This window comes from Curvibacter sp. APW13, assembly GCF_032337135.1.
Taxonomy (GTDB): domain Bacteria; phylum Pseudomonadota; class Gammaproteobacteria; order Burkholderiales; family Burkholderiaceae_C; genus Allorhodoferax.
The window spans coordinates 293,102-316,641 of sequence record NZ_JAVXZZ010000002.1 but is presented as its reverse complement, the minus strand read 5'-3'; the positions used below and the strand labels follow the sequence as shown (position 1 = coordinate 316,641).

Here is a 23,540-nt window from a genome sequence, read left to right as displayed (position 1 = left end):
CATGACCATCGGGCACTACATCAAGGACATCGGACGCGGCAAGGAAGGTGCCCGCGACATCACCCGCGAGCAGGCCAGCGACCTGATGGGCCAGATTCTGGACGGCCAGGTCAGCGACCTCGAGCTGGGCGCCTTCTGCATTGCCATGCGCATCAAGGGCGAGTCGGTGCAGGAAATGCTCGGGTTCCTGGATGCCATACGCCAACGCATGGCGACATTCCGAGCGCAAGCTGTTGCGCCGGTCGTGGTACTGCCCAGCTACAACGGCGCCCGCAAGCTGCCACTGCTGACCCCGTTGCTGGCGCTGCTGGTAGCGCGCCAGGGCTTGCCCGTGCTGATCCACGGCGCCAACACCGAATCAGCCCGCGTTTCCACACAAAATGTCCTCTCAGCCCTCGAAATCACTGCGCGGCCAGCTACTGATTCGATAGCGAACGGGGAAGTTCGGTTTGTACCGACCAGCGCCATCCATCCGCAGCTGCAACACCTGCTCGAGGTGCGCAATACCCTGGGGCTGCGCAACAGCGCCCACAGCCTGGTCAAGCTGCTCGCCCCCTGCACCGGGGCCCACGTGCTGGTCACCAGCTACACCCACCCGGAATACGCCGACTCCATGGCCGCAACCCTGCAAGCACTGGGTTCCACCGCCCTGCTTCTGCGCGGCACCGAGGGCGAAGCCGTGGCCGACGCCCGTCGCTGCCCGCGCATGCAGGGCATCCACCTTGGCTCCTGTGAGGAGTTGCAAGCACGCCAGGAGGGCTCGTTGGCCCAACTGCCTGAACTGCCTGCCGACATCACGCCTGAGAGCACCGCCCGCTATACCCGCGCCGTCCTGGCGGGCGAGCTTCCCATCCCAGAGCCCGTCGCCTGCCAATTGCGCCATATCGTGGCACTGGCCGCCCGCTAGCCCTACACTGCGCTCCTTCCATCCACCGAAGGAGTGCTCCATGATCGGCTACATCACCCTGGGAACCAACGACCTCGCACGCGCCACGGCGTTCTATGACGCTCTGCTGGCGGAAATCGGGGCCAAGCGCCTGTGGGAATCGGATCGCGGCATTGCCTGGGGTATTGCCTGGGACAAGCCCAGCCTGGGGGTCATGCGTCCGTACGACGGGCAGGCCGCCAGCGTGGGCAACGGCGTCATGGTGGCATTGGCCGTCGCCAAGCCCGAACAGGTGGACCGCCTGTACCGCAGGGCAATCGAACTCGGTGCGAAAGACGAAGGCGCCAACGGCCCGCGCGGAGACAAGTTCTATGCCGGCTACTTTCGCGACCCGGACGGCAACAAGCTCAACGTGTTCTTCATGACCTGAGCGTTGCCATGGTTCAGGCTGGCACCGGGCTGGGGCTTGGTCGTGCAAGGACCGTGCCCAGCCCGATGACCGCCAGGGCCAACAGGTAGTGAAATGCCTGCGTCCGATTGAACAAGCCCGCGAGCAGCGCATCGGCCGGCATCAGGGCCGCAACGGCAAAGCTGGCCAGCAGAACGGCACCAAACACCATTCCCATCACCGAGCGCATCTGCCACATGGTCCACGCGACCAACAAGGCGCTCACGCCGGGAATCACCTGGGACCACAGTGGCGTCAGGATCTGGGACAGCGCCACGCCCACGCCCCCCACCAGCACCACGAACCGCCCCACGGCGCTCGACCGCCGGGCCAACTGCCCTTGGGGCCAGCGCAGCGCTGCCAGCGTCAGAAGGAAGGCCACACAAGCCGCCAGCAGGCTGGCAAAACGATGCGGACCGAGCGCCCATTCCAGCCCGCTGAAGCGCAACACACCACAGGCCGCCGCCAGACCCAGCAACACCATGGCACCGCGCCAGGCCGGTCGCTCCACCCCGGCGTACCACCAGGAACCAACACAGGCCAGCAGCAATACCAGATCGGACAAGGCGTCGGCGTTCATGCACGGGCCTCCTGCACGGGCTGGGCACCGAAGCGCACCATGTAGAACGCGCTCCCCAGCCCAAAGAGCATGAATGCCCAACGTAGCGGATCGGGTGCCTCAAACCCGAACCAGTCAGTGGAAACGGCAAACACCACGCCCAGTGTGGCGGAGCGCGCGGCTTCTGCCCAGCGCGCCCAAAGCCGCCCTTCGAGCAGCCCCCCCAGACACACACTGCTGGCCACGATGCCCAGTGCGTAGGTCAGCCCCAGGGCCAGCGGCAGGCGTTCTGCCACGGCGATGCAATGGCTGATGAACGGCACGGCCACGGCGTACTGCAGTGCCACATACCAACGGATCGGCCCGGGCGCGGTGGGCTGGAAACGCACGAAGGTGCTGCCATCGAAATGGGCTATGGGCTCGTCGGACCAGCCCCCGGGCGGTGCCAGCCACACCCCGAGCTTGGCACGCCAGCCCTGGGCCGCGCGCGACTCGTTCCACAGATCCACGTAGTAGTGCAGGTTGCCCCACACCGGGTTGAACGAGCGCAGCGGCTTGCGGATGCCGTAGTGGATCTTTTCGTCCTCACGCTCGTCGATGAAGGTGCCGAACAGGCGATCCCACAGAATGAGGATGCCACCGTAGTTGCGGTCGATGCAGTAGTCGTTCTGACCGTGGTGCACGCGGTGGTTGGACGGCGACACGAACACGCGGTCAAACCAGCCCAGGCGCCCGACCAGCTCGGTGTGCACCCAGTACTGGTAGAGCAGGTCGATCAGTGCCACCGTCATGAACATGATGGGTGGCACACCGGCCACTGCCATGGGCAGGTAGAAGATCCAGCCGAACAGCCAGCCGGTAGAGGTCTGCCGCAGCGCCGTGGACAGGTTGTAGTACTCCGACGAATGGTGCACCACGTGCGAAGCCCACAGCACCGAGACTTCGTGCCCGAGTCGGTGGGCCCAGTAGTAGCAGAAGTCGTAGAACACCAGCGCCAGCACCCACAGCCACCAGGGCTGGGTAGGCCATTCAGTGGCACGGAAGGCCTCGAACACCAGCGCATAGATGCCGAACTTGGTGAATATGCCCAGTACCTGGCTCAGCACACCGTGGTGCAGGCTGGTGACGGCATCGGGAATATCGTAGACCGGAAGCGCCTTGCGCCAGGCCAGCCATGCCTCCAGCACGATGGTCAGCATGAACACGGGAATGGCGTAGACGATGGGATTCATGGGCTGTCACAGGATCGATCGGAAGCGTCGGATTGTGCGGATGCGCCCCAGCCATGGCAACGGTGTTTCCCCCTACACTCCCCGCCATGCAGGAGTTTGACGTAGCCATCATCGGTGCCGGTGCCGCCGGGCTTTTTTGTGCGTCGGTGGCGGGCCAACTGGGCTTGCGCGTCGTACTCATCGACCACAGTCCACGAGTGGCGGAGAAGATCCGGATCTCCGGTGGCGGGCGCAGCAATTTCACCAACACCAGCGTCAGCGCCGCAAACTACCTGGGCCAGAACCCGCGCTTCGCCAAATCGGCGCTGGCGCGCTACCGGCCGCAGGACTTCCTGGAACTGGTGCGCAAGCATGGAATTGGCTTCCACGAAAAGCACAAGGGACAGCTGTTCTGCGACCGTTCGGCCCAGGACCTGATCGACATGTTGTTGGCGGAGTGTGGCAACGGGGGCGTCAGCCACTGGCAGCCGTGTGCCGTCCGATCGATACGCTTTTCAGCCTCCAGCCCTTGTGGAAAGAGCGCAAGCAGCTATGAATTGGATAGCGACCGGGGTGCCATTCGCTGCAGTGCCTTGGTCATTGCCACGGGCGGCTTGTCGATCCCCAAGATAGGGGCAACCGGCTTTGGCTACCGGGTGGCCGAGCAGTTCCAGATTCCGGTGGTGAGCACCCGCCCCGCCCTGGTACCCTTGAGCTTCGACGCGCAGCAGTGGGCTCCTTTCTCGGAGCTCAGTGGCCTGTCACTGCCGGTGGACATCGCCACCGGTGGAAAGAAAGATGGCATGCAGTTCCAGGAAGACCTGCTATTCACCCACCGCGGCTTGAGCGGCCCGGCCGTGCTGCAGATTTCAAGCTACTGGACACCGGGCACCCCTGTCCGGCTGAATCTGGCGCCCGGCAGCAAGCTGGCAGATGCACTGTTGCAAGCCAAGGGTGAGGGCAACCGGCGCAAGCTCACCAACGTCCTGTCCACCTTGCTGCCCTCCCGCCTGGCGGATACCTGGATTGCACGCGGTCCAGCCCTGGGACACGACTGGCAGCGTCCGGTCAATGAATGCTCCGACAAGGCTTTGCTGGTATTGGGCGAGCAACTGGCGCGCTGGGAAATCACACCCACCGGGACGGAAGGCTACGCCAAGGCCGAGGTCACCGCCGGAGGGGTCGATACCGCGGCCCTGTCCAGCCAAACCATGGAGTCGCGCCAGAGCGGCCTCTACTTCATCGGCGAAGTGGTCGATATCACAGGATGGCTGGGCGGCTACAACTTCCAGTGGGCCTGGTCGAGTGCCTTTGCCTGCGCACAAGCCCTGGCTGTAAGACTTGCTTAATACTTCGACAAATTAGGGAATTTACTTACCGTTTCGAGCAAATTTAGTTGACGTTGATGGCAAACTCAGGGGCGTTGGTAGGAATTGCGGCACCGCAATCGGAACCCTGATCAGAGGAATAGAAATATGTTTTCGAACATGAGTCTGGGCAAGCGTTTGACTGTGAGCTTTACCTTGGTCATCGGATTGATGGCGATTCTTGCGTCACTGGCCTATGTGCGCATCAATGACCTGAACGCCGAGTTCTCCACCATCATCACCGACCGATACCCCAAGACAGCGGTCGCCAACGAGATCAAGGTCCAGATCAACGAGATCTCCCGCTCCATGCTCAGTATCCTGATCATGGAAGACCCGGGTCAGATCAAGGGTGAGGTCGACAAGATCGAAAAGGTCTCCGCCGCCAATGCCGCTGCGTTCGAGACGCTGGAAAAAACCATGACCGATGAGAAGGGCAAGGAACTGCTCAAGCCCATCATCGCCATCCGCGACAAGCTCAAGCCCCACCAGAAGGCGTTTCTCGACCTGATCAACCAGGAGAAGAAGGAAGAGGCGCAGCTGAAGTTCCTGTTTTCCATGCGGCCCTTGCAGACCAAGTATTTCGAAGCGCTGGACGTGTTCGTGAAATACGAAAACAGCCTGATGGAGTCCGCCAACGAGACCTCGAACCATATCGCCAGCCAGACCACCACCCTGATCCTGGTGCTGGCCTTTGCCGCCGCCATTCTGAGTACGCTCATCGGCTATTTCGTCACCCAAAGCATTGTTTCGGCCATGCGCCGCGCCTCGGACATCACACAGCGCGTCGCCTCGGGTGACCTGACCAGTGACATTCAGGTGCTGACCAAAGACGAGGTCGGCCAGATGATGGCGGGGCTCAAGGAGATGAACCAGGGACTCAAACACCTGGTGGGCGAAGTCAACCACAGTACCCATTCGCTGACCAACACCGCGTTGGAGATCGCGCAGGGCAACCACCAGCTCAACGACCGCACGGTGGAGCAATCCCAGGTCCTACAGGAAACGACGTCGTCGATGCAGGACCTGACCAACGTGGTTCGCCACAGCACGCAATCCACCCAGGAAGCCAATGAGCTGGCCGCCACGGCCTCGCACATCGCATCCAAAGGCGGCACCGTGGTGGCGGAAGTGGTGCAGACCATGGGCGCGATCCACTCTTCCAGCAAGAAAATCGCGGACATCATCGGTGTGATCGACGGTATCGCGTTCCAGACCAATATCCTGGCACTCAACGCGGCGGTCGAGGCCGCGCGTGCCGGAGAACAGGGCCGGGGCTTTGCCGTGGTGGCCTCCGAAGTGCGCAGCCTGGCCCAGCGCTCGGCAACGGCAGCCAAGGAAATCAAGGCGCTCATCGATGACTCGGTCAACAACGTCGAGGCCGGGAGCCGCCTGGTGACCCAGGCCGGCTCCACCATGACGGAAATCGTCGACAGCGTGCAGCGCGTGGCCTCCATCATGGGTGAGATCACGGCCGCCAACCGCGAACAGGGCGAGGGCATCGCGCGTGTCAACCAGGCCATTGAGCGCATGGACCATGTCACGCAGCAGAACGCCGCCATGGTCGAAGAAGCCGCCGCCGCCGCCGAATCGATGCGCGAGGAAACCGACCGGCTGGTGCGTGCCATCAGCGTCTTCAAGCTCGACGTGTCGGAAAGCCCTGCCCTGCCCGGCACGGCATCGCCACTCGCACTGCCACACCATTCCACTTGATTTCCCAACTTGTTACAGGAGCCAACGCCATGCGCATTACCCCTCGAATCGCTTCCATCACATTGACAGCAGCATTGGCAATCGGTGGTGCTGCACTGCCCGCCATGGCCGCTGACGTCGGCGGAGTGAAGGTGGACGACACGGCCACCGTCGCAGGCAAGGAACTCAAGCTCAACGGCGCAGGCATGCGCCAGATCCTGATGATCAAGGGCTACGCCATTGGCCTGTACCTGCCCGAGAAGAAGGAAATGAGTGCCGCCGAACTCCTGGCGCTGCCGGTGGACCGCCCCCGGCGCGTGGCACTGCACATCCAGCGCGAAATCAACAGCGACGAGTTCGGTCAGTTGTTCATCAAGGGCATGAACGCCAACTCCACCAAGGAAGAAAAGGCCAAGGTGATCAACCAGACCACCAAGTTCGGTGAGATGTTCGCAGCGCTGGAGCCGGTGAAAAAGGGCGACGTCGTGACCCTGGACTGGGTTCCTGGCCAAGGCACGGTCAGCACGCTCAACGGCAAGAAGATCGGCGAAACCCTGCCCGACATTGCCTTCTACAACGCCGTGCTGCGGATCTGGGTGGGCGAAAACCCGGTTCAGGAAAACATCAAACGCCTGTTGTTGACAGGCAAGAACTGATATCTCGGCCGGGTCGGCCGCCGATCGACAGCCCAGGCCAGCGCAACTGCGCTGGCTTTTTCCATTGCAGGTCCCCCCAACGCAGGGACTCGTGCCGCCTCGCAGTTCCGGCTATAATGCTTGGCTTACTCCTTGGCACGACCCCCGTCGGCCAAATACTAGTTACAGACGGGGGACAATCGCTGAACGTGGCAGGTGGGGCCCGATCTTCCCCACCCGACTGGCGACAGCACATTTTTGAAATCATTACGTAATGACAACGATCCGTGTAAAAGAAAACGAGCCCTTTGAAGTTGCCCTGCGCCGCTTCAAGCGCACCATCGAGAAACTGGGCCTGCTGACCGACCTGCGCGCCCGCGAGTTCTACGAAAAGCCCACTGCCGAGCGCAAGCGCAAGAAGGCTGCTGCCGTGAAGCGCAACTACAAGCGCATCCGCAGCATGCAGTTGCCCAAGAAGCTGTACTGATCCGGTACAGCCCGCTGCGGCAAGAAATCAAGCCCGCCTGGGGACGCTCCGGTGGGCTTTTTTGTTTCTCACCCATTTGTTTCCCCTTTTGTTCAAAGGAATGACGCCATGTCCCTCAAGGACCAGATAACCGAAGACATGAAAACCGCCATGCGCGCCAAGGACACGGAGCGCCTGGGCACCATCCGCCTGTTGCTGGCTGCGATCAAGCAGAAGGAAGTGGACGAACGCGTGGTGCTGGACGACGCCGCCGTTGTGGCCCTGGTGGACAAGCTCATCAAGCAGCGCAAGGACTCCATCGCAGCCTTCGAGCAGGCAGCCCGCCAGGACTTGGCCGACAAGGAAGCGGCTGAACTCAAGGTGCTGCAGACCTACCTGCCGGCACGCATGTCGGCGGACGAAGTCCTGGCTGCCGTGAAGGCCATCGTGGCCGAGGTCGGCGCCTCCGGGCCCGGCGACATGGGCAAGGTCATGGGCGTGGTCAAGACCCGACTGGCCGGCAAGGCCGAAATGTCTGCCGTGTCGGCAGCCGTGAAGGCAGCTTTGGCGGGTTGATAGACGCCACCAAGACTCTGAAATGCAGAACGCCCTCGTAAGAGGGCGTTCTTGTTTGCAGCGTTCGAGGCGTATCAGTTACCGGCGATCTTCATGCGGTTGATGAGGATAGAGCCCACCGCCTTGGCGCCATAGACATACTCGTCTGCGCCAATGGCCTCAATGCCCTTGAACATGTCTCGCATGTTGCCGGCAATGGTGATCTCTTGCACCGGAAATGCGATCTTCCCGTTTTCGACCCAGAACCCACTTGCACCGCGCGAGTAGTCCCCGGTTACGTAATTCACGCCCTGCCCCATCAGTTCGGTCACGAACAGACCCGTGCCGAGCATTTGCAGCATCGCCTCCAGATCATCACCCTTGCGGGTGCGGCGCGAGGTGAAACGCAGGTTGTGGGAGCCACCAGCGTTGCCCGTGGTGCGCATGCCCAGCTTGCGGGCTGAATAGCTGCTCAGGAAATAGCCCTGCACCACGCCCGCGTCGATAACCTTGCGCGGCTGGACCCGAACGCCCTCCTCATCGAAGGGCGAACTACCCTTGCCACCCAGGACAAACGGATCCTCGTACAGGTCGATGTGCTTGGGGAAGATGGCCTTGCCCAGACTGTCGAGCAGGAAACTGCTCTTGCGGTACAGCGCACCGCCGCTCACGCCCTGGACAAAGGCGCCGAGCAACCCTGCGGCCAAAGGGGATTCGAAAAGCACCGGGCACTCGGTGGTGGCGATCTTGCGGGCCTTGAGGCGACTCAAGGCACGGCGGGCCGCATATTCACCCACGGCCTGCGGGCTGGCCAGCGCCTGCGCATTGCGCTCGGAGCTGTACCAGTAGTCGCGCTGCATGTCGCGCCCCTTGCCCGCGATCGGTGACACCGACAAGGAGTGGCGCGAGCTGGCATAGCCCCCGCGAAAACCGTTGGAATGGGCCGAGAAGAAGTGCGATTGTTGCGCCGACACCGACGCACCTTCGCTGTTGGTGATCTGCTTGCTGACCCCACGTGCCGCGGCTTCGCATTCCAGCGCGATGGCAGCGGCCTGTTCGCTGGTCACGTCCCACGGATGGAACAGGTCCAGGTCGCGCAGGCGGTCTGCGTCCGAGGCCAGATCGGCGGCATCGGGCAATTGGGCAAACGGATCTTCCGCCGTGAAACGGGCGATGTCGTAGGCCGCCTGCACCGTGCGGGCGACAGCCGCTTCGGAAAAGTCGGACGTGCTGGCATTGCCCCGGCGGTGACCGATGTAGACCGTCACGCCCAGCGACTTGTCGCGGTTGCGCTCCACGTTTTCCAGTTCGCCATTGCGCACCGACACACTCAGGCCACAGCCTTCGGATATCTCTGCGCCCGCGTCGCTGGCGCCCAGGTGGCGCGCATAGGCCAGCGCCTGGTCCACCACGCCTTCAAAGTAGGCCCGGCTATAGGAAAACCCTGGCAGAGCTTCAGTCAGCTTCACAGGCTTGTGGGCGGTTCCTACCGCAACAGAGTGGGTGGCATGGGGTTTGTTCATAGCGAAGGCTATGATACTTGCCTATGCCACGCAAACCGAAAAAAGGCTATTTCGTTCGCGGACAGTTCGTTGCCGAGGGCAGCGAACTCGACCTGGAACTGAAACGCGAACTCAAGGGTGGGGACGAACCCACACGTACCGACCTCAAGAAAGAAAGCTCCGAGCTGCAAAAGCTCGGCGAAGACCTGCTGACCCTGCGCGCCGAGCTCATGGAGAAACTCGAACTCCCGGCGCGGCTGGTCGAAGCGGTGGCAGAAGCCAAGCGCATCACCAATTTCGAAGGCAAGCGCCGCCAGATGCAGTTCATCGGCAAGCTCATGCGCCAGCTGCCGCCCGAGCAGGTGGAAGCCGTGCGCGCCGCCCTGGTGGAGCAGCACATGCCCAGCCGCAAGGAAACCGAGCTGCTGCACCACGCCGAAAAATGGCGCGCACAACTGATCGCCAACGACGATGCCGTGGGCCAGTGGCTCAACATCCACCCGGCTACCGACAGCCAGCAGCTGCGCGCGCTGGTGCGCCAGGCGCGCAAGGACGCCAAGCCTGAGAAACCCGGCGAGGCCCCACGCCACGGCCGCGCCTACCGCGAAATCTTCCAGTTGGTCCGCACAGCCCTCGGTGGCGACAACGAATCGGAAGAGCCTTCCGAATGAGTATTTCCTTGCACGACAGCGTCAAGATCGGCCTGGTGTCCATCAGTGACCGCGCATCCACCGGGGTGTACGAAGACAAGGGCATTCCTGCACTGCAGGAGTGGCTGCGCCGCGCGCTGCACAACCCGCTGCAGTTGGAAACCCGCTTGATCGCCGACGACCAGGCCACCATCAGCGCCACGCTGATCGAACTGGTCGATGCCGGTTGTTCGCTGGTACTCACCACCGGCGGCACCGGACCCGCTCCGCGCGACGTGACCCCGGAAGCAACGCTCGCGGTGGCCGACAAGGTGATGCCGGGCTTTGGTGAGCAGATGCGTGCCATCAGCCTGCATTTCGTTCCCACGGCCATCCTGTCACGTCAGGTGGCGGTGATCCGCAAGCAGTCCCTCATCATCAACCTGCCGGGGCAACCCAAATCCATTGCGGAAACGCTGGAAGGGCTGAAGGATGGAGAGGGCAAGCAGATCGTTGGCGGCATCTTCGCCGCCGTGCCCTACTGCGTGGACCTTATCGGTGGGCCCTACATGGAGACCGTGGACACGGTGTGCAAGGCCTTCCGTCCGAAAAGCGCCATTCGGGCACCCAGAGCATAAAACTGGGCTGAGGCCCGCACAAACATTGCGCGGCCAGCTACATTATCAAAAGCGACTACGCAACAAACGCTACTTCCCTACCAACTGGTTGAGCTTCTCCGCCTCGAAGCACTCCTTGCGCGCGGCATCCTGGGGCATGCAATCGCCGCGCTGGGCCGCGGCAGACAACTGCTCGATCGCCTTCCACAGCAGGGCAATCTGGTGGTCCTGTCCGGCTGCGGTGTTGATGAGTCCGTGCATGGCCTGGCTCAGGGGGTCGTCTTCGAGCGTGATGCCGTAGGCGTTGAATTTGCGCTCCTGCGTGGTCACGTCGGCACTCACACCTTCCTTGCTCGGGATGATGCGCGCCGGAATGCCCACAGCGGTCGCCCCTGGCGGCACCGGCTTGATGACCACCGCATTGGAACCGATCTTGGCGCCGTCACCCACCTCGAAGCCTCCAAGCACCTTGGCCCCGGCACTCACGACCACATCCTTGCCCAGGGTCGGGTGGCGCTTGGCCCCCTTGTACAGGCTGGTGCCACCGAGCGTGACGCCCTGGTAAATGGTGCAACCGTCGCCGATCTCGGCAGTTTCACCCACCACCGTGCCCATCGCATGGTCGAAGAACACACGCTCGCCGATCTTGGCGCCCGGGTGGATTTCGATGCCGGTCAGGAAGCGCGAGATGTGGGAAATGAAGCGCCCCAACCACTTGAGCCCGTGGTTCCAGCACCAGTGGGCGCGCCGGTGCAGAACCAGCGCATGCAGCCCCGGGTAACAGGTCAGCACCTCCCAGGTGCTGCGCGCGGCGGGGTCACGGTCGAGGATGCACTGGATATCGGAGCGGAGTCGGGAAAACATGGGGTGAGTCTAAACCTTGGCTGGTGGCGCGGAGCCGATAGGGTTTTCAGACCTTCGCCTGCAGCTTTTCCAAAGCCGCAGACTGCTGCAGCACGGCCTTGGCGATGCCGCGAAGGATGTGTATTTCCTCCTGCGTAACCTGTGCCCGGTTGAACAGGCCATTGAGCCGGGGCATGAGCTTCTTGGGTGCTGCAGGGTCCAGGAATTCCAATGCCACCAGCGCCTGTTCCAGATGACCCAGCATGCCCGCCACCTGGGCCGCGTCGGCCAAGACGGGCTCGGCGGCTGCGCTTTGGACACCAAAGCCGCCCAGCGCCAGGCGCCATTCATAGGCGATGACCTGCAACGCCGCACCGATATTGAGCGAACCGAACTGGGGGTTGCTCGGAATGCTTAAGGCAACATGGCAGCGGTACACGTCTTCGTTGCGCATGCCGAAACGTTCGGAGCCGAACAGGAAGGCCACCCCCTGCTGCCGGACGGCCGGTTCATTGGTCAAATTGGCATCCAGCCCGCATGCAGATTGCGCAGGTAGCTCCTGTTTTCGTAGCAACTCAAAATGCTCGCGCGGCGAGCGCGTGGGTGGCCCGAAGTCGCGCGGTGTCATGGCGGTGGCACACAGGTGGCTCATGCCGTCCAACGCTTCGTCGAGCGTGTCGACAATGCGGCACTTCTCCAGCACGTCGAGGGCGCCGCTGGCACGCTGGATGGTTTCCTCGCGGCGCAGCACATTGGCCCAGCGCGGCGCCACCAGCACCAGGTCGTCAAAGCCCATGGTCTTCATGGCGCGGGCAGCAGCGCCCACATTGCCGGCATGGCTGGTCTGGATCAGGATGAATCGGGTTTTCATGGACAGGGAGAGACAGGCCAAGGCCAGGGCGCGTAAAATAGCGCTATTGTCGCCTGCGGCATCGACCCGCTGGCATCACCGCTCATCCCGTGCCGCTGTCCGACGGACTGCAGCCCACTACAAGCTATCCATGACGACCAATCAGCACCCCATGCTCAATGTAGCTGTGAAAGCAGCCCGTACCGCCGGCTCCATCATCAACCGTGCAGCGCTCGACATCGAGTCGGTTCGCATTTCGCAGAAAAAGGCCAATGACTTCGTGACCGAAGTGGACCATGCCGCTGAACGGATCATCATCGATACGCTGCTGAGCGCCTACCCCGGACACGGCATCTGGGCCGAAGAATCCGGCCGCACCATGGGTGCCAAAGACTCCGATTTCGTCTGGATCATCGACCCGCTCGATGGCACCACCAACTTCATCCACGGCCTGCCGGTGTACTGCGTGAGCATTGCTCTGGCAGTCAAGGGCAAGATCGAACACGCCGTGGTGTACGACCCCACCCGCAACGACCTCTTCACGGCCACCCGTGGTCGCGGTGCATTCCTCAACGAGCGCCGTATCCGCGTCTCGCGTCGCACGCAGCTCAAGGAGTCTCTCATCTCCACCGGTTTCCCGTTCCGCCCCGGCGACGATTTCAACCGCTACCTAGCCATGATGGGCGAGGTGATGCAACGCACCGCCGGCCTGCGCCGCCCGGGCGCTGCCGCGCTGGATCTCGCTTACGTGGCTGCCGGCTACACCGAAGGCTTTTTCGAAACCGGCCTGCAACCCTGGGATGTGGCCGCGGGCTCCCTGTTGGTGAGCGAGGCCGGTGGCCTGGTGGGCAATTTCACCGGCGAGCCCGACTTCCTGGAACAGCACGAATGCCTGGCGGGCACCCCCAAGGTTTACGGCCAGCTCGTGGGTGTGCTGGGCAAGTACAGCAAGTTTGCCAGTGCTGGCGAGAAAGCCGCGGTGCGCCAGGCACCCGCTGCATCGGCCGAGTAAGCCGCCGCACCACCTAACGCAGGCCCCTCCGTGGGCCTTTTTTACAGCCCGACGAAGCGGCTCGACGCGGTATCACGCAAGTCAAGCATCTGCACCGGCACGGGACGGCCAAACAGATAGCCCTGGAATGAACGGCACCCGTTTTCCTTCAGGAAATCGCGCTGACCGGCAATCTCCACCCCTTCCGCGACCACGCCGAGGTCCAGGCTGGCCGCCAGGGTCAGAATGGTCCGGGCGATCGCCGCATCATTGGGATCGTGCAGCACCCCGCGCACGAAGGACTGGTCGATCTTGAGGTGGTCCAGGGGCAGTTGCTTGAGGTAGCTCAAGGACGAATAGCCGGTACCGAAGTCGTCCAGGGAGAAACTGACCCCGATGGAACGCAGCTCTGTCATCTTGAGCGTGACATCGGCAAAGTCGGTCAGCAGCAGGCTCTCGGTCAGCTCCAGCTTGAGCCGGTAGGGATTGGCTCCCGTCTGCCGCAGCACATCGAGCACTTGCGTCGTGAAGCCCGGATGACGGAATTGACGCGCACTGACATTGACGGAAATGCTCAGATCGCGGGTCAGCGCATTGCCACGCCACAGCACCAGTTGCTGGCAAGCCGCGCGCAGCACCCACAGGCCGAGATCCAGGATCAGCCCGGTCTGCTCCGCCACCGGAATGAAATCCCCGGGGCTGACCATGCCGCGGGTGGGGTGCACCCAGCGCACCAGCGCCTCCACACCCGTCGTACGTTCCTGTGCATCGACGACAGGCTGGTAGTACAGGACCAGCTGGTCGCGCTGCATGGCCTGTCGCAGTTCTGCCTCCACCGTAGCCCGCGCGGTCGCTGCGGCCTGCATCGTGGGGTCAAAGAAGCGCAAGGTGTTTCGTCCCGCCGCCTTGGCCTGGTACATGGCCAGGTCGGCCCGCTTGAGCAGTTCGTCCAGCGTCAGTCCCTCCCCCTGGAACATGGCGACCCCGATACTCGGCGTGCTGTGGTGCTCGGCACCGCTGAGCCGGTACGGCTCGTTGAGCGTCTGCAGGATCTTGCGTCCGACGGTTTCCACATCGGCCGCGGCCTCATCCGCTATGGGGCTGAGCTTCTGCAGCATCACCACGAATTCATCGCCTCCCAAACGGGCCACGGTATCGGCGTCACGCACGCATTCCCCAAGGCGGATCGCTACCTGCTTGAGCAGTTCGTCGCCCACATCGTGGCCACGGGTGTCGTTGAGGTCCTTGAAGTTGTCCAGATCGATGAACAGGATCGCGCCGGTGCTGCCGTCGCGCTCGCGCAGGGCCAAGGCACTGTGCAGGCGGTCCATCAGCAGGCGCCGGTTGGGCAGGCCGGTCAACGCATCGTAGAACGCCAGGCGCTCGATCCGGTCTTCGTCGCGCTTGCGCTCGGTAATGTCGCGTCCGATACCGCGGTAACCAATGAATTTGCCCTGCTTGTCGAAAATCGGCGCACCACTGATCGATGCCCACATGACGCTGCCATCGGACAGGCGTCGGGCCACCTGGAAATCGTGGAACGTTCGATGCGCGAACAGGTCGGCACGGTGCTTGGCCCATTCCGATGCGCTGACGCCCTCCACACCCGATTCCCAGCGGGTCTTGCCAATCAGCGAATCCGCTTCCAAGGACATGGCCCCGGTGGGACTGCCGTCAATCCGCACAAAGCGGTACTCGGCGTCCTGCTCCCAATACCAGTCGGACGACAGGTCCGTGAGGGCGCGAAACCGAGACTCGCTGGCGGCCAGGCGCTCCTGCGCATGACGACGGTCCGTGACATCGGTGAGGAAACCGCTCCACAGCGTGCTGCCATCGGGGGCCAGCTCGGGAATGGCATGGCCCAGGATCCAGCGCACTTCCCCGCCCGCAAGGCAGAGCCGGTACTCGTGCTGCCAAGGGGTGAGCATGCGCGCCGACAAGTCGATGGAGCGGCGAAACTCCGGCAGGTCATCGGGATGGTGCAGCGCCAGCGCGCACCGAGGGTCCTCCAGCACCTGCTCTGCCGTCAATCCCCGGTACATGTCGCGCAGCGGCTCGGCCAGGTACAGGAACCGGTACGCACCTTCCGGGCTGCGCAGCATCTGGAAAATGACCCCAGGCGCCCGCGAGGTCACCTTCTGGATGAACTGCAGCCGTTCCTGCAGCCGTGCATTGGTGGCCTTGAGCAACTGCTCGCTGGCCAGCAGGTTTGCCGCATTGGCCCGTTCCTGGGTCACGTCACGCACGTAGCTCAGCAGGTATTGGCCGTCTCCGATCTCGACCCGGTTCGCGCTGTGCTGCAGCACCACGCGCCGCCGGTCTGGCCGAACGAACGGCTTTTCCATGACGGGCAGGCTCGAACCCGCATCTCCCTGGGACTCAAGCCACTGGATACGCTCCTGGGAATCTCGCCAAAAGCCGATATCGGCCTCCGTTCGTCCCAACACATCCTGCAAGGAATAGCCCGTCACTTCGGTCCAACACGCATTCACGTCCACGAACGCCCCATCAGACAACCTGCTCAGCGAAATCGCCGTCGGACTGTGACCAAAAATGGCCGACATCTGCTGCTGCACGTGCATGCGCAGCGCAGAGCCGTCACTAGACTCACTGCGATCCCAGAATTTGACGACGACCTCGCCCTGCGCACACTGGTAGGCCATCATGAGATACGAGCGCCCGGACAGCAGGCCCTCTCCCGAAAACGGGGTCGGCGGCAGTGCCCCGCCGTCCTGGGCCAGTCGGCACAGTTGCCGATGGATCGGGCGAAGCTGCAGGCCAGGAAACACCTGAGCAAAAGTCTGCCCCACAGCACCGCCCAAGTCGCGCTGCATCAAGCCAGAACCGGCGGTGTTGCATGCCAGCAGCACCAATTCACCAGCGCTGTCGAGGCGCCACTTCAGCAAACCCAGGACATCGCCATTGGCCTCTTCCAATGCCTGCCAACGCCTCTGCTGCGATTGCAACTGGCTTTCCAAAGCGGCTACGCGCTGCTTCAATGTTTCAAGTGACAGGGCGACGGAGGAATCCATGGGAAATGAAAATTCCAAAACCAGGCATTGTGCCGCATTGGCGATGCGGCGCCTATGGCCGAGGCTGCGCGGCGATGGCCCGCATGTTCCGAAGTCAACTGGACGCCATCAAAATTTTTTCACGCTGACGACACCGCTCTTCACACCACCTTCCCTGACCCGGACGCTACCATGCAGGCCGACCAAGGAGACTGCCATGACGACCATCACCACCATCGAAGACCTGCGTGTTCTGGCCAAGAAACGCGTACCGCGCATGTTCTACGACTATGCCGACTCCGGCTCGTGGACCGAGAGCACCTACCGCGCCAATGAATCGGACTTCCAGTCCATCAAGCTGCGCCAACGCGTGGCGGTGAACATGGAGAACCGCACTACTGCCACCACGATGATTGGCCAAAAGGTGGCCATGCCGGTGGCGATTGCCCCCACGGGCCTGACCGGCATGCAGCATGCCGACGGCGAAATCCTCGCGGCCCGCGCAGCCCGCGCGTTCGGTATCCCGTTCACGCTGTCGACCATGAGCATTTGCTCGATCGAGGACGTGGCCCAGCACGCCGGTCCCGGTTTCTGGTTCCAGCTCTACGTCATGAAGGACCGCGGCTTCATTGAGCGCCTCATTGACCGCGCCAAGGCGGCGGGCTGTTCGGCCCTGGTACTTACGCTGGACCTGCAGATCCTGGGCCAGCGCCACAAGGACCTGAAGAATGGCCTCTCCGCGCCTCCGAAACCCACCTTGGCCAACATCATCAACCTGGCCACCAAGGTGCGCTGGGGACTGGGCATGCTGGGCACGCCGCGGCGCCAGTTCGGCAACATCGTGGGCCACGTACAGGGTGTGGACGATGTGTCGAACTTGGGGGCCTGGACCGCGCAGCAGTTCGACCCGGGGCTGAACTGGAACGATGTGGAGTGGATCAAGAAACGCTGGGGCGGCAAGCTGATCCTCAAGGGCATCCAGGACGTGGAGGACGCCCGCCTGGCGGTGCAGTCCGGCGCCGACGCCCTGATCGTTTCCAACCACGGCGGTCGCCAGCTCGACGGGGCCGAGAGCAGCATCCGCGCCCTGCCGCGCATCGTCGAAGCCGTGGGCAAGGACATCGAGGTGCACATGGATGGTGGCGTACGGATGGGTCAGGATGTGCTCAAGGCCCGCGCCCTCGGCGCCCAGGGCACCTACATCGGGCGGGCCTTCCTCTACGGCCTGGGGGCCATGGGCGAAGCCGGTGTGTCCAAGTGCCTGGAGATCATCCACAAGGAACTCGACCTGACGATGGCGTTCTGCGGCCACACCAACATCGAGACCGTGGACCGCAGCATCCTGCTGCCTGGCACCTTCCCTACGCCCTGACCCTCGGGCTTGCATGCCAATTCTGGCTGCAGCCCAGGTAAACATTGCGTAGACCGCTACAAATTACGTAGCAACCGCACCATCTACAACAGGTGCGTGACGAGCTTGAAGTCTGGGTCGTCGGCGTAGGTCTTGATGCTGAAGCCCAGGCTCTTCATGAGCTTGAGCATGTTGGCGTTGTTCGCCAGCACCAGGCCCTCGATCTCGGTCAGGCCTTTCTCGCGGGCAAAGTCCATGATCGAGAGCATCAGCCGCGAACCCAGCCCCTGGCCCTTGAAGTCGTCGGCCACCACCAGCGAGAACTCGCAGGTCGCGCGGTCGGGGTTGGTGATGTAGCGTGACACCCCCAGCACGCGCTGGGTTTCCACGGTTTCGCCATCAGCCCCCACCGTGCGCTCGCGGCACACCGCCACCAGCGCCATTTCGCGGTCGTAGTCGATCAGCGTGAAGCGCGACAGCATGGTCGGCGGCAGCTCCTGAATCGACGAGACAAATCGGAAGTAGCGGCTCTCGGGCGACAACTGGCGCACGAACTCCTGCAGCATCGAGGCATCGTCGGGATGGATGGGGCGCACCGTGTACTCGCCGCCTCCGCGCATCGGCCACTCCTGCTCATGCTGGGACGGATACGGCAGGATCGCCAGGTGGTTGTAGTGCCGCACCGAGGGTGGCGCGTTGTCCACCACGATGCGCGCATCCACCGCCACCGCGCCGCTCTCGTCGACGATGATGGGGTTGATGTCCATCTCGCGCAGCTGGGGCAGCTCACACACCATTTCGGACACCCGCAGCAGCACCTGCTCCAGCGCCGCCATGTCCACCGGGGGCGCACCGCGCCACTCGCCCAGTGTCTCTGCCACACGGGCGCGGTCGATGAGCCGGCGGGCCAGGAACTGGTTCAGCGGCGGCAACTCCATGGCGCGGTCGTTCATGAGCTCGATCATGGTTCCACCCGCACCGAACGCGATGACCGGCCCGAATGGCGCGTCGGTCACCAGCCCGATGTAGATCTCGCGCCCCCGCTTCTGCGACGACATGTTCTGGATCGTGACCCCGTTGATGCGCGCGCCCGGCTGCGCCTTGGCTACCGCTTCCACCATGTCGACGTAGGTATCGCGCACCGCCGTGGCGTTGAGCACGTTGAGCGCCACGCCGTGCACGTCGGACTTGTGGGCAATGTCGGGAGAGTCGATCTTGAGCGCCACCGGAAAGCCGAGCTGGGTGGCAATCATGATCGCTTCGTTGACATTGCGCGCCAGGATGGTCCGGGTCACGGGGATGTGGAAGGCCGCCAATAGCGCCTTGGACTCCATTTCCGTCAGCACCTTGCGTCGCTCGGCCAGCACGCTTTCCACCAGCATGCGCGCGCCATCCACATCGGGCTTGGCCAGGTCCGACAGGGGCGGCGGGGTCTGCTGCAGCAGCTGCTGGTTCTGGTAGAACGAGGCGATATTGGAGAAGGAGCCGACGGCGGCTTCGGGCGTGCGGAAGCTCGGAATGGCGGCATCGTTGAGGATGCGCCGCGCCTCACCCACCGTGGCATCACCCATCCAACAGGTCAGCAGTGGCTTGCCCAGGCGCCGGTTGGCCTGCGCCAGGGCGGTGGCAATGGCAGAGCCGTCCGAACCATGGGCCGGCGAATAGATGGCCAACACACCGTCCACCTCGCTGGCCTGGGCTACGGTATCCAGTGCCGCCGTGTAGTGTTCGGGACCCGCCTCCTCGGACAGGTCAATGAGGTCGACCAGGGACGCCAGCGGCGGCAGCTTGGGCTGCAGGGCCTGGGCGTGGGCATCGCTCAGGATGCCCAGATGCAGCTTGACTTCGTCGATCCAGTCTGCCGCCAGCACGCCGGGCCCGCCGCCATTGGTGATCACGGCCAGGCGCCGCCCCACAGGACGGTAGCGCGATGCCAATGACTTGGCGGCCGAGAACAGGGCCACGAAGGAGCGCACGCGCACCGCGCCGGCACGGCGCAAGGCCGCGTCGAACACGTCATCGCTGCCGACGATGGTGCCACTGTGGGTCAGGGCCGCACGATTGCCCTCGGCCTTGCGGCCGGCCTTGAGTACCACCACCGGCTTGGCATTGGCCGCCGCGCGCAGGGCGCTCATGAAGCGCCGTGCATTCTTGATGCCTTCGAGGTAGACCACGATGCTGTGGGTACGCGCGTCAGTGGCCAGGAAGTCGAGCACTTCGGCCATGTCGACCGCCGTGTTGGGTCCCAACGACACCACGGTCGAAAAGCCCACGCCGTTCTTCTGCGCCCAATCCAGGATCGAGGATGTCAGCGCACCGGACTGCGAGACCAGGGCCAAAGGGCCGCTGCTGGCCAAGGGACCAGCCACGCTGGCGTTGAGCTGCAAATGCGGGCGCTGGAACCCAAGGCAATTGGGGCCCAGCAGATGGATGCCGTCGCGGCGTGCCACCCGGTGCAGTTCCCCGGCCAGTGCGGCGTCCATGCCGCTCGAAATGACCACGGCGGCCTTGCATTTGATGCGACCGGCGATTTCCAGTGCGCCGAGCACCTCGTCCTTGGGCAGTGCAATCACGGCCAGGTCCGCCTGGGTGGTGGCCAGGTCGGCCAGGGTTCCGGCGAAGTCGGAATCGAGGAACACCAGCGAGCCTTCGAATCGCTGGGCCTTGAGCGCCTGGTGAAGCGCCTGGGCTTGGGGTGTCTGCGTCTGGGGGTCATCCGGCTTGCCCGCGAATACCGCGATGGATTGCGGGGCGAAAAGGGGAGACAGGTAGTGCTTGTCCATGGCCAGGGCCTTACTTGAATTGCTGCACAGCAGCATAACGCGAATATTAGGGTTTTTACTGAGTCAGCGACCTATTCGTACCAGAAACATCGGCTCAGAAGGGTGTCTTTTCCTGCGTCTGCAAACGGTAGGCGGATCCCAAGTGGTTGCGGAATATCGTCGCCAATTGGCCACTCTTCTGCAAGCGCTTGACGCCCGCGACCAGCTTCTCCGCGACCGCAGGGGCCAAGGTTGGGGAAAGCATCAACCATACCGGGCGGGCCCCCAGCTCCATGAGCTTGGCCGCGCGCAACTTGGCTTCCAGTCCCTGGTTGCGGATTTCCGCCCGTATGGCCTCTTCCGTGGAACAGAAGGCGTCGATGCGACCAAGGGCCAACATGCCCACAGCCGACGCCTGCGAATTGATCTCCTGGAATTTCACAGCGGCACCGGTTCGTTCGGCCAGTGCCTGGCACCCCCCATTGAGACGGCCGATGGTCAGGCCGTTCAGGCTCCGGTCCACGCCCAGTTGCAAACCGGGTCGCAACAGCAGGACCTGCCGCGTGTAGAACACGACCACCGCTTCGACCGCCTTGCCGTCACTGAATGCATTGGCCATCATGATGGTGGCATCCGCGCCGCCTTTGGCGACCTCGTTCGCAGCGCGTGCGAACGGCACCAGCTCCACCTGCACGTCCAGCCCGGTTGCCTGCTCCAGCGCCTGGGCAATGTCCGGGTACAAGCCGCTGGCACGTCCCTCACTGTCCAATGCACCATAAGGTGGTGCAGTGAGCAATGCCATCCGCACCACCTGGGCCGACGCTTCGCTCCACAGGCAAACGGCCGCAACGAAAACCAACAGCCAACGTGTCATGCAGCCCCTCCTTGGCACATGCTAACGTCGAAACGCAAACTCCGCACTACCCCAGGACCGTTGGCGTACTGGATGGGGCAATCAACTGTGCTTCCGTGCCGTATGCTTGGCCCATGACGAACCTGAAGTTGCTGCTGGGCACCGCCCGCCTGCCTTTTCTTGTGCTCACCCCGGCCTGCATCGTGCTGGGTTGGGCCTGTGCGTCGGCCACGACCGCGCCGTTCCCCTGGGTTGATGCGCTGCTGGTGCTGTTCGGTGCGCTGTTGGCCCATGTCAGCGTCAACGCCTTCAACGAATACCTGGATTTCCGCAGCGGACTGGACCTGGCAACCGAGCGCACACCGTTCAGCGGGGGCAGCGGCACCCTGCCCGCGCACCCGGAGCTGGCGCCTGCAGCACGGGCGCTGGCCGTGGCAACCCTGGGCATGTGCATGGCTGTCGGCGCATATTTCGTCTGGCTACGCGGCAGTGCACTGCTGCCGCTGGGGCTCGCTGGCGTCGTGCTGGTGGTGGCCTACACACGCTGGGTCACCCGTTCGGCCTGGCTATGCCTAGTGGCACCCGGACTCGGGTTCGGTCCGCTGATGGTGCTCGGCACCGACGTGGCTCTGACGGGCCATTACCACCTGAGCACCTGGGCGGCGAGCCTAACACCGTTCTTCCTCGTCAACAACCTGCTGCTTCTGAACCAGTTTCCGGATGTGGAGGCTGACCGCCAAGCCGGGCGTCGCCACCTCCTTGTGCAGCACGGCACAGGGCTGGCCAGTCGGCTGTTTGTCGCCATGACCATCGCGGCCTATGCCATTCCGGTGCTGGCCGTGGGCTGGGGGTGGCTGCCCTGGGGCGCCTTGCTGGGGCTGGGGGGCCTGATACTGGCCGTACCGGCCGCGCGCGATGTACTGCGGCACCACAACGATGTCCCCGCACTGCTGCCTGCCATGGGACGCAATGTCGGAGCCAATCTGCTGACCCCCGTGCTCATGGCCACTGGAATGACACTCCAACGTCTGCTCTGACCCCCCATGGCCCCGCAGGCACCATGCCGCCGCATTGCCCATCTCGACATGGATGCGTTCTACGCCTCCGTGGAACTGCTGCGCTACCCCCAGCTCAAGGGCTTGCCGGTGGTCATCGGTGGCGGACGCCGACCCGCTGACGAAGCGGTGCTCGAGGCCGCCCAGAGCATGTCGCTGGACCGCATTCTCCTGGATCGGTTTGCGCGCCTGGGCGATTACACCGGGCGTGGCGTCATCACCACCGCCACCTACGCCGCGCGCCAGTTCGGAGTCGGGTCCGCCATGGGGCTGATGAAAGCCGCCAAGCTCTGCCCGCAGGCCATCCTCCTGCCAGTGGATTTCGCCCAGTACCGCCGCTATTCGCGCCAGTTCAAGGACATCATCACCGAGATTGCCCCACGCATGGAAGACCGCGGGGTGGATGAGGTGTACATCGACTTCACCGAGGTTCCGGGCGGGCAACGCGAAGGCGGGCGCACGCTGGCGCGACTGATCCAGAAAGCCATCTTCGACGCCACCGGCCTGACCTGTTCGATCGGAGTCGCTCCCAACAAGCTGCTGGCCAAGATGGCCAGCGAGTTCAACAAGCCCAATGGCATTTCCATCGTGCGCGAGGAGGATCTGCAGTCCATGATCTGGCCCCTGGCATGCCGCAAGATCAATGGCGTAGGGCCCAAGCTCGACGAGAAGCTGCAGGCCCATGGCATCCGCACCATCGGTGAACTCGCGCAACGCGATGAGCAGTGGCTGATGGACAGCTTCGGCCAACGCACGGGACTCTGGCTGTATCGCAGCGCGCGGGGGCTGGACGACCGCGCCGTGGAACTGGAGAGCGAACCCGTGAGCATGAGCCGCGAGACCACCTTCGAGCGCGACATGCACGCGGTGCACGACAAGGCCGAGCTTGGCTCCATCTTCACAGCCTTGTGCGAGCAAGTGGCGCAGGACCTGCAGCGCAAGGGCTATGCGGGAAAGACCGTAGGCATCAAGCTGCGATACACCAACTTCAAGATTCTGACCCGCGACCTGACGCTGCCCGAGCCATTGCAGGATGCACAAGCGATCCGTAAGGCAGCGGGCCAGTGCCTCAAGCGCGCACCGCTGCAGCAGCGCTTTCGGCTGCTGGGCGTGCGCGTCGGCAACCTGCAGCGCGCCACGCAGCCGGGCGGTGTACCCACCGAAATCCCCGCCCCGCAGCCGGCAAGAGCCCACGCAGGCCCGACCACCGGCAATGCCGAGCTCTTCTGAGCCGAACGGCCAACACGCTGGCCTCCC

21 protein-coding genes are annotated in these 23,540 nt (G+C 63.5%); 13 read left to right on the top strand and 8 right to left on the bottom strand.

What is annotated here, in order from left to right; translation table 11 throughout:
* The first annotated feature begins 1 nt into the window (after nucleotide 1).
* Nucleotides 2–907, top strand: coding sequence for a DNA-binding protein YbiB (gene ybiB / locus RQP54_RS09805; RefSeq protein WP_315678080.1), 906 nt, complete (start codon nucleotides 2–4; stop codon nucleotides 905–907).
* A 40-nt stretch (nucleotides 908–947) separates the two neighbouring features.
* On the top strand, nucleotides 948–1,316 hold the full coding sequence (locus RQP54_RS09800) for a VOC family protein (protein ID WP_315678079.1): 369 nt from the start codon (nucleotides 948–950) through the stop codon (nucleotides 1,314–1,316).
* A 13-nt stretch (nucleotides 1,317–1,329) separates the two neighbouring features.
* On the opposite strand, the gene RQP54_RS09795 is transcribed toward RQP54_RS09800, so the two are convergent.
* Together RQP54_RS09795 and RQP54_RS09790 are read right to left on the bottom strand one after the other, a co-directional pair.
* Nucleotides 1,330–1,914: a hypothetical protein gene (locus tag RQP54_RS09795; RefSeq protein ID WP_315678077.1), complete on the bottom strand. Its 585-nt coding sequence runs from the start codon at nucleotides 1,912–1,914 to the stop codon at nucleotides 1,330–1,332.
* Entirely contained in the window at nucleotides 1,911–3,125 is a 1,215-nt protein-coding gene (locus RQP54_RS09790; RefSeq protein WP_315678075.1) for a sterol desaturase family protein, read from the bottom strand. Before RQP54_RS09790 ends, RQP54_RS09795 begins: the two co-directional genes overlap by 4 nt.
* A gap of 53 nt (nucleotides 3,126–3,178) precedes the next feature.
* Here RQP54_RS09790 and RQP54_RS09785 point away from each other — a divergent pair, with 53 nt between their 5' ends.
* From RQP54_RS09785 to RQP54_RS09765, 5 genes are all read left to right on the top strand, one after another.
* Complete coding sequence (locus RQP54_RS09785) at nucleotides 3,179–4,453, top strand: NAD(P)/FAD-dependent oxidoreductase (RefSeq protein ID WP_315678074.1); 1,275 nt, start codon at nucleotides 3,179–3,181, stop codon at nucleotides 4,451–4,453.
* A 126-nt stretch (nucleotides 4,454–4,579) separates the two neighbouring features.
* Nucleotides 4,580–6,184 (top strand): methyl-accepting chemotaxis protein, encoded by a 1,605-nt coding sequence (locus RQP54_RS09780; protein WP_315678073.1) that lies wholly within the window; start codon nucleotides 4,580–4,582, stop codon nucleotides 6,182–6,184.
* Between the two features lie 29 nt (nucleotides 6,185–6,213).
* Nucleotides 6,214–6,819, top strand: a complete 606-nt coding sequence (locus RQP54_RS09775) for a chalcone isomerase family protein (protein ID WP_315678072.1) — start codon at nucleotides 6,214–6,216, stop codon at nucleotides 6,817–6,819.
* Between the two features lie 253 nt (nucleotides 6,820–7,072).
* Complete coding sequence (gene rpsU / locus RQP54_RS09770) at nucleotides 7,073–7,285, top strand: 30S ribosomal protein S21 (RefSeq protein WP_315678070.1); 213 nt, start codon at nucleotides 7,073–7,075, stop codon at nucleotides 7,283–7,285.
* A 108-nt stretch (nucleotides 7,286–7,393) separates the two neighbouring features.
* Nucleotides 7,394–7,840 (top strand): GatB/YqeY domain-containing protein, encoded by a 447-nt coding sequence (locus tag RQP54_RS09765; RefSeq protein ID WP_315678069.1) that lies wholly within the window; start codon nucleotides 7,394–7,396, stop codon nucleotides 7,838–7,840.
* Nucleotides 7,841–7,914: 74 nt separating this feature from the next.
* On the opposite strand, the gene pmbA is transcribed toward RQP54_RS09765, so the two are convergent.
* Nucleotides 7,915–9,342: a metalloprotease PmbA gene (gene pmbA / locus RQP54_RS09760; RefSeq protein ID WP_315678068.1), complete on the bottom strand. Its 1,428-nt coding sequence runs from the start codon at nucleotides 9,340–9,342 to the stop codon at nucleotides 7,915–7,917.
* Nucleotides 9,343–9,365: 23 nt separating this feature from the next.
* Here pmbA and yjgA point away from each other — a divergent pair, with 23 nt between their 5' ends.
* Both yjgA and mog read left to right on the top strand, forming a co-directional pair.
* Nucleotides 9,366–9,992 (top strand): ribosome biogenesis factor YjgA, encoded by a 627-nt coding sequence (yjgA, locus tag RQP54_RS09755; RefSeq protein ID WP_315678066.1) that lies wholly within the window; start codon nucleotides 9,366–9,368, stop codon nucleotides 9,990–9,992.
* Complete coding sequence (mog, locus tag RQP54_RS09750) at nucleotides 9,989–10,588, top strand: molybdopterin adenylyltransferase (protein WP_315678065.1); 600 nt, start codon at nucleotides 9,989–9,991, stop codon at nucleotides 10,586–10,588. Before yjgA ends, mog begins: the two co-directional genes overlap by 4 nt.
* 69 nt (nucleotides 10,589–10,657) lie before the next feature.
* Here mog and cysE read toward each other — a convergent pair whose 3' ends face one another.
* Both cysE and RQP54_RS09740 read right to left on the bottom strand, forming a co-directional pair.
* Complete coding sequence (cysE, locus tag RQP54_RS09745) at nucleotides 10,658–11,431, bottom strand: serine O-acetyltransferase (RefSeq protein ID WP_315678064.1); 774 nt, start codon at nucleotides 11,429–11,431, stop codon at nucleotides 10,658–10,660.
* Nucleotides 11,432–11,477: 46 nt separating this feature from the next.
* The gene (locus RQP54_RS09740) at nucleotides 11,478–12,281 is read right to left on the bottom strand and encodes an RNA methyltransferase (RefSeq protein ID WP_315678063.1); all 804 of its coding nucleotides are present in this window, start codon (nucleotides 12,279–12,281) and stop codon (nucleotides 11,478–11,480) included.
* 130 nt (nucleotides 12,282–12,411) lie between these two features.
* On the opposite strand from RQP54_RS09740, the gene RQP54_RS09735 reads away from it, so the two are divergent.
* Nucleotides 12,412–13,272, top strand: a complete 861-nt coding sequence (locus RQP54_RS09735) for an inositol monophosphatase family protein (RefSeq protein WP_315678062.1) — start codon at nucleotides 12,412–12,414, stop codon at nucleotides 13,270–13,272.
* A gap of 41 nt (nucleotides 13,273–13,313) precedes the next feature.
* Here the strand turns inward: RQP54_RS09735 and RQP54_RS09730 are convergent, their stop codons facing one another.
* Nucleotides 13,314–16,283, bottom strand: coding sequence for an EAL domain-containing protein (locus tag RQP54_RS09730; protein ID WP_315678061.1), 2,970 nt, complete (start codon nucleotides 16,281–16,283; stop codon nucleotides 13,314–13,316).
* A gap of 196 nt (nucleotides 16,284–16,479) precedes the next feature.
* On the opposite strand from RQP54_RS09730, the gene RQP54_RS09725 reads away from it, so the two are divergent.
* The gene (locus RQP54_RS09725; RefSeq protein WP_315678060.1) at nucleotides 16,480–17,634 is read left to right on the top strand and encodes an alpha-hydroxy acid oxidase; all 1,155 of its coding nucleotides are present in this window, start codon (nucleotides 16,480–16,482) and stop codon (nucleotides 17,632–17,634) included.
* 83 nt (nucleotides 17,635–17,717) lie between these two features.
* On the opposite strand, the gene RQP54_RS09720 is transcribed toward RQP54_RS09725, so the two are convergent.
* A complete protein-coding gene (locus RQP54_RS09720) occupies nucleotides 17,718–20,396 on the bottom strand; it encodes a bifunctional acetate--CoA ligase family protein/GNAT family N-acetyltransferase (RefSeq protein ID WP_315678810.1) in 2,679 nt (892 codons plus the stop codon).
* A gap of 94 nt (nucleotides 20,397–20,490) precedes the next feature.
* Nucleotides 20,491–21,249, bottom strand: coding sequence for a substrate-binding periplasmic protein (locus RQP54_RS09715; protein WP_315678059.1), 759 nt, complete (start codon nucleotides 21,247–21,249; stop codon nucleotides 20,491–20,493).
* Nucleotides 21,250–21,362: 113 nt separating this feature from the next.
* On the opposite strand from RQP54_RS09715, the gene RQP54_RS09710 reads away from it, so the two are divergent.
* Nucleotides 21,363–22,265, top strand: coding sequence for a prenyltransferase (locus RQP54_RS09710; protein WP_315678058.1), 903 nt, complete (start codon nucleotides 21,363–21,365; stop codon nucleotides 22,263–22,265).
* Between the two features lie 6 nt (nucleotides 22,266–22,271).
* The gene (dinB, locus tag RQP54_RS09705; protein WP_315678057.1) at nucleotides 22,272–23,513 is read left to right on the top strand and encodes a DNA polymerase IV; all 1,242 of its coding nucleotides are present in this window, start codon (nucleotides 22,272–22,274) and stop codon (nucleotides 23,511–23,513) included.
* Nucleotides 23,514–23,540: the final 27 nt, after the last annotated feature.

What these genes read in the sequence shown, in the direction of transcription:
- ybiB (WP_315678080.1), top strand. Translation starts at nt 2, where the DNA reads ATGACCATCGGGCACTACATCAAGGACATCGGACGCGGCAAGGAAGGT.
- RQP54_RS09800 (WP_315678079.1), top strand. Translation starts at nt 948, where the DNA reads ATGATCGGCTACATCACCCTGGGAACCAACGACCTCGCACGCGCCACG.
- RQP54_RS09795 (WP_315678077.1), bottom strand. Translation starts at nt 1,914, where the DNA reads ATGAACGCCGACGCCTTGTCCGATCTGGTATTGCTGCTGGCCTGTGTT.
- RQP54_RS09790 (WP_315678075.1), bottom strand. Translation starts at nt 3,125, where the DNA reads ATGAATCCCATCGTCTACGCCATTCCCGTGTTCATGCTGACCATCGTG.
- RQP54_RS09785 (WP_315678074.1), top strand. Translation starts at nt 3,179, where the DNA reads ATGGCAACGGTGTTTCCCCCTACACTCCCCGCCATGCAGGAGTTTGAC.
- RQP54_RS09780 (WP_315678073.1), top strand. Translation starts at nt 4,580, where the DNA reads ATGTTTTCGAACATGAGTCTGGGCAAGCGTTTGACTGTGAGCTTTACC.
- RQP54_RS09775 (WP_315678072.1), top strand. Translation starts at nt 6,214, where the DNA reads ATGCGCATTACCCCTCGAATCGCTTCCATCACATTGACAGCAGCATTG.
- rpsU (WP_315678070.1), top strand. Translation starts at nt 7,073, where the DNA reads ATGACAACGATCCGTGTAAAAGAAAACGAGCCCTTTGAAGTTGCCCTG.
- RQP54_RS09765 (WP_315678069.1), top strand. Translation starts at nt 7,394, where the DNA reads ATGTCCCTCAAGGACCAGATAACCGAAGACATGAAAACCGCCATGCGC.
- pmbA (WP_315678068.1), bottom strand. Translation starts at nt 9,342, where the DNA reads ATGAACAAACCCCATGCCACCCACTCTGTTGCGGTAGGAACCGCCCAC.
- yjgA (WP_315678066.1), top strand. Translation starts at nt 9,366, where the DNA reads ATGCCACGCAAACCGAAAAAAGGCTATTTCGTTCGCGGACAGTTCGTT.
- mog (WP_315678065.1), top strand. Translation starts at nt 9,989, where the DNA reads ATGAGTATTTCCTTGCACGACAGCGTCAAGATCGGCCTGGTGTCCATC.
- cysE (WP_315678064.1), bottom strand. Translation starts at nt 11,431, where the DNA reads ATGTTTTCCCGACTCCGCTCCGATATCCAGTGCATCCTCGACCGTGAC.
- RQP54_RS09740 (WP_315678063.1), bottom strand. Translation starts at nt 12,281, where the DNA reads ATGAAAACCCGATTCATCCTGATCCAGACCAGCCATGCCGGCAATGTG.
- RQP54_RS09735 (WP_315678062.1), top strand. Translation starts at nt 12,412, where the DNA reads ATGACGACCAATCAGCACCCCATGCTCAATGTAGCTGTGAAAGCAGCC.
- RQP54_RS09730 (WP_315678061.1), bottom strand. Translation starts at nt 16,283, where the DNA reads ATGGATTCCTCCGTCGCCCTGTCACTTGAAACATTGAAGCAGCGCGTA.
- RQP54_RS09725 (WP_315678060.1), top strand. Translation starts at nt 16,480, where the DNA reads ATGACGACCATCACCACCATCGAAGACCTGCGTGTTCTGGCCAAGAAA.
- RQP54_RS09720 (WP_315678810.1), bottom strand. Translation starts at nt 20,396, where the DNA reads ATGGACAAGCACTACCTGTCTCCCCTTTTCGCCCCGCAATCCATCGCG.
- RQP54_RS09715 (WP_315678059.1), bottom strand. Translation starts at nt 21,249, where the DNA reads ATGACACGTTGGCTGTTGGTTTTCGTTGCGGCCGTTTGCCTGTGGAGC.
- RQP54_RS09710 (WP_315678058.1), top strand. Translation starts at nt 21,363, where the DNA reads ATGACGAACCTGAAGTTGCTGCTGGGCACCGCCCGCCTGCCTTTTCTT.
- dinB (WP_315678057.1), top strand. Translation starts at nt 22,272, where the DNA reads ATGGCCCCGCAGGCACCATGCCGCCGCATTGCCCATCTCGACATGGAT.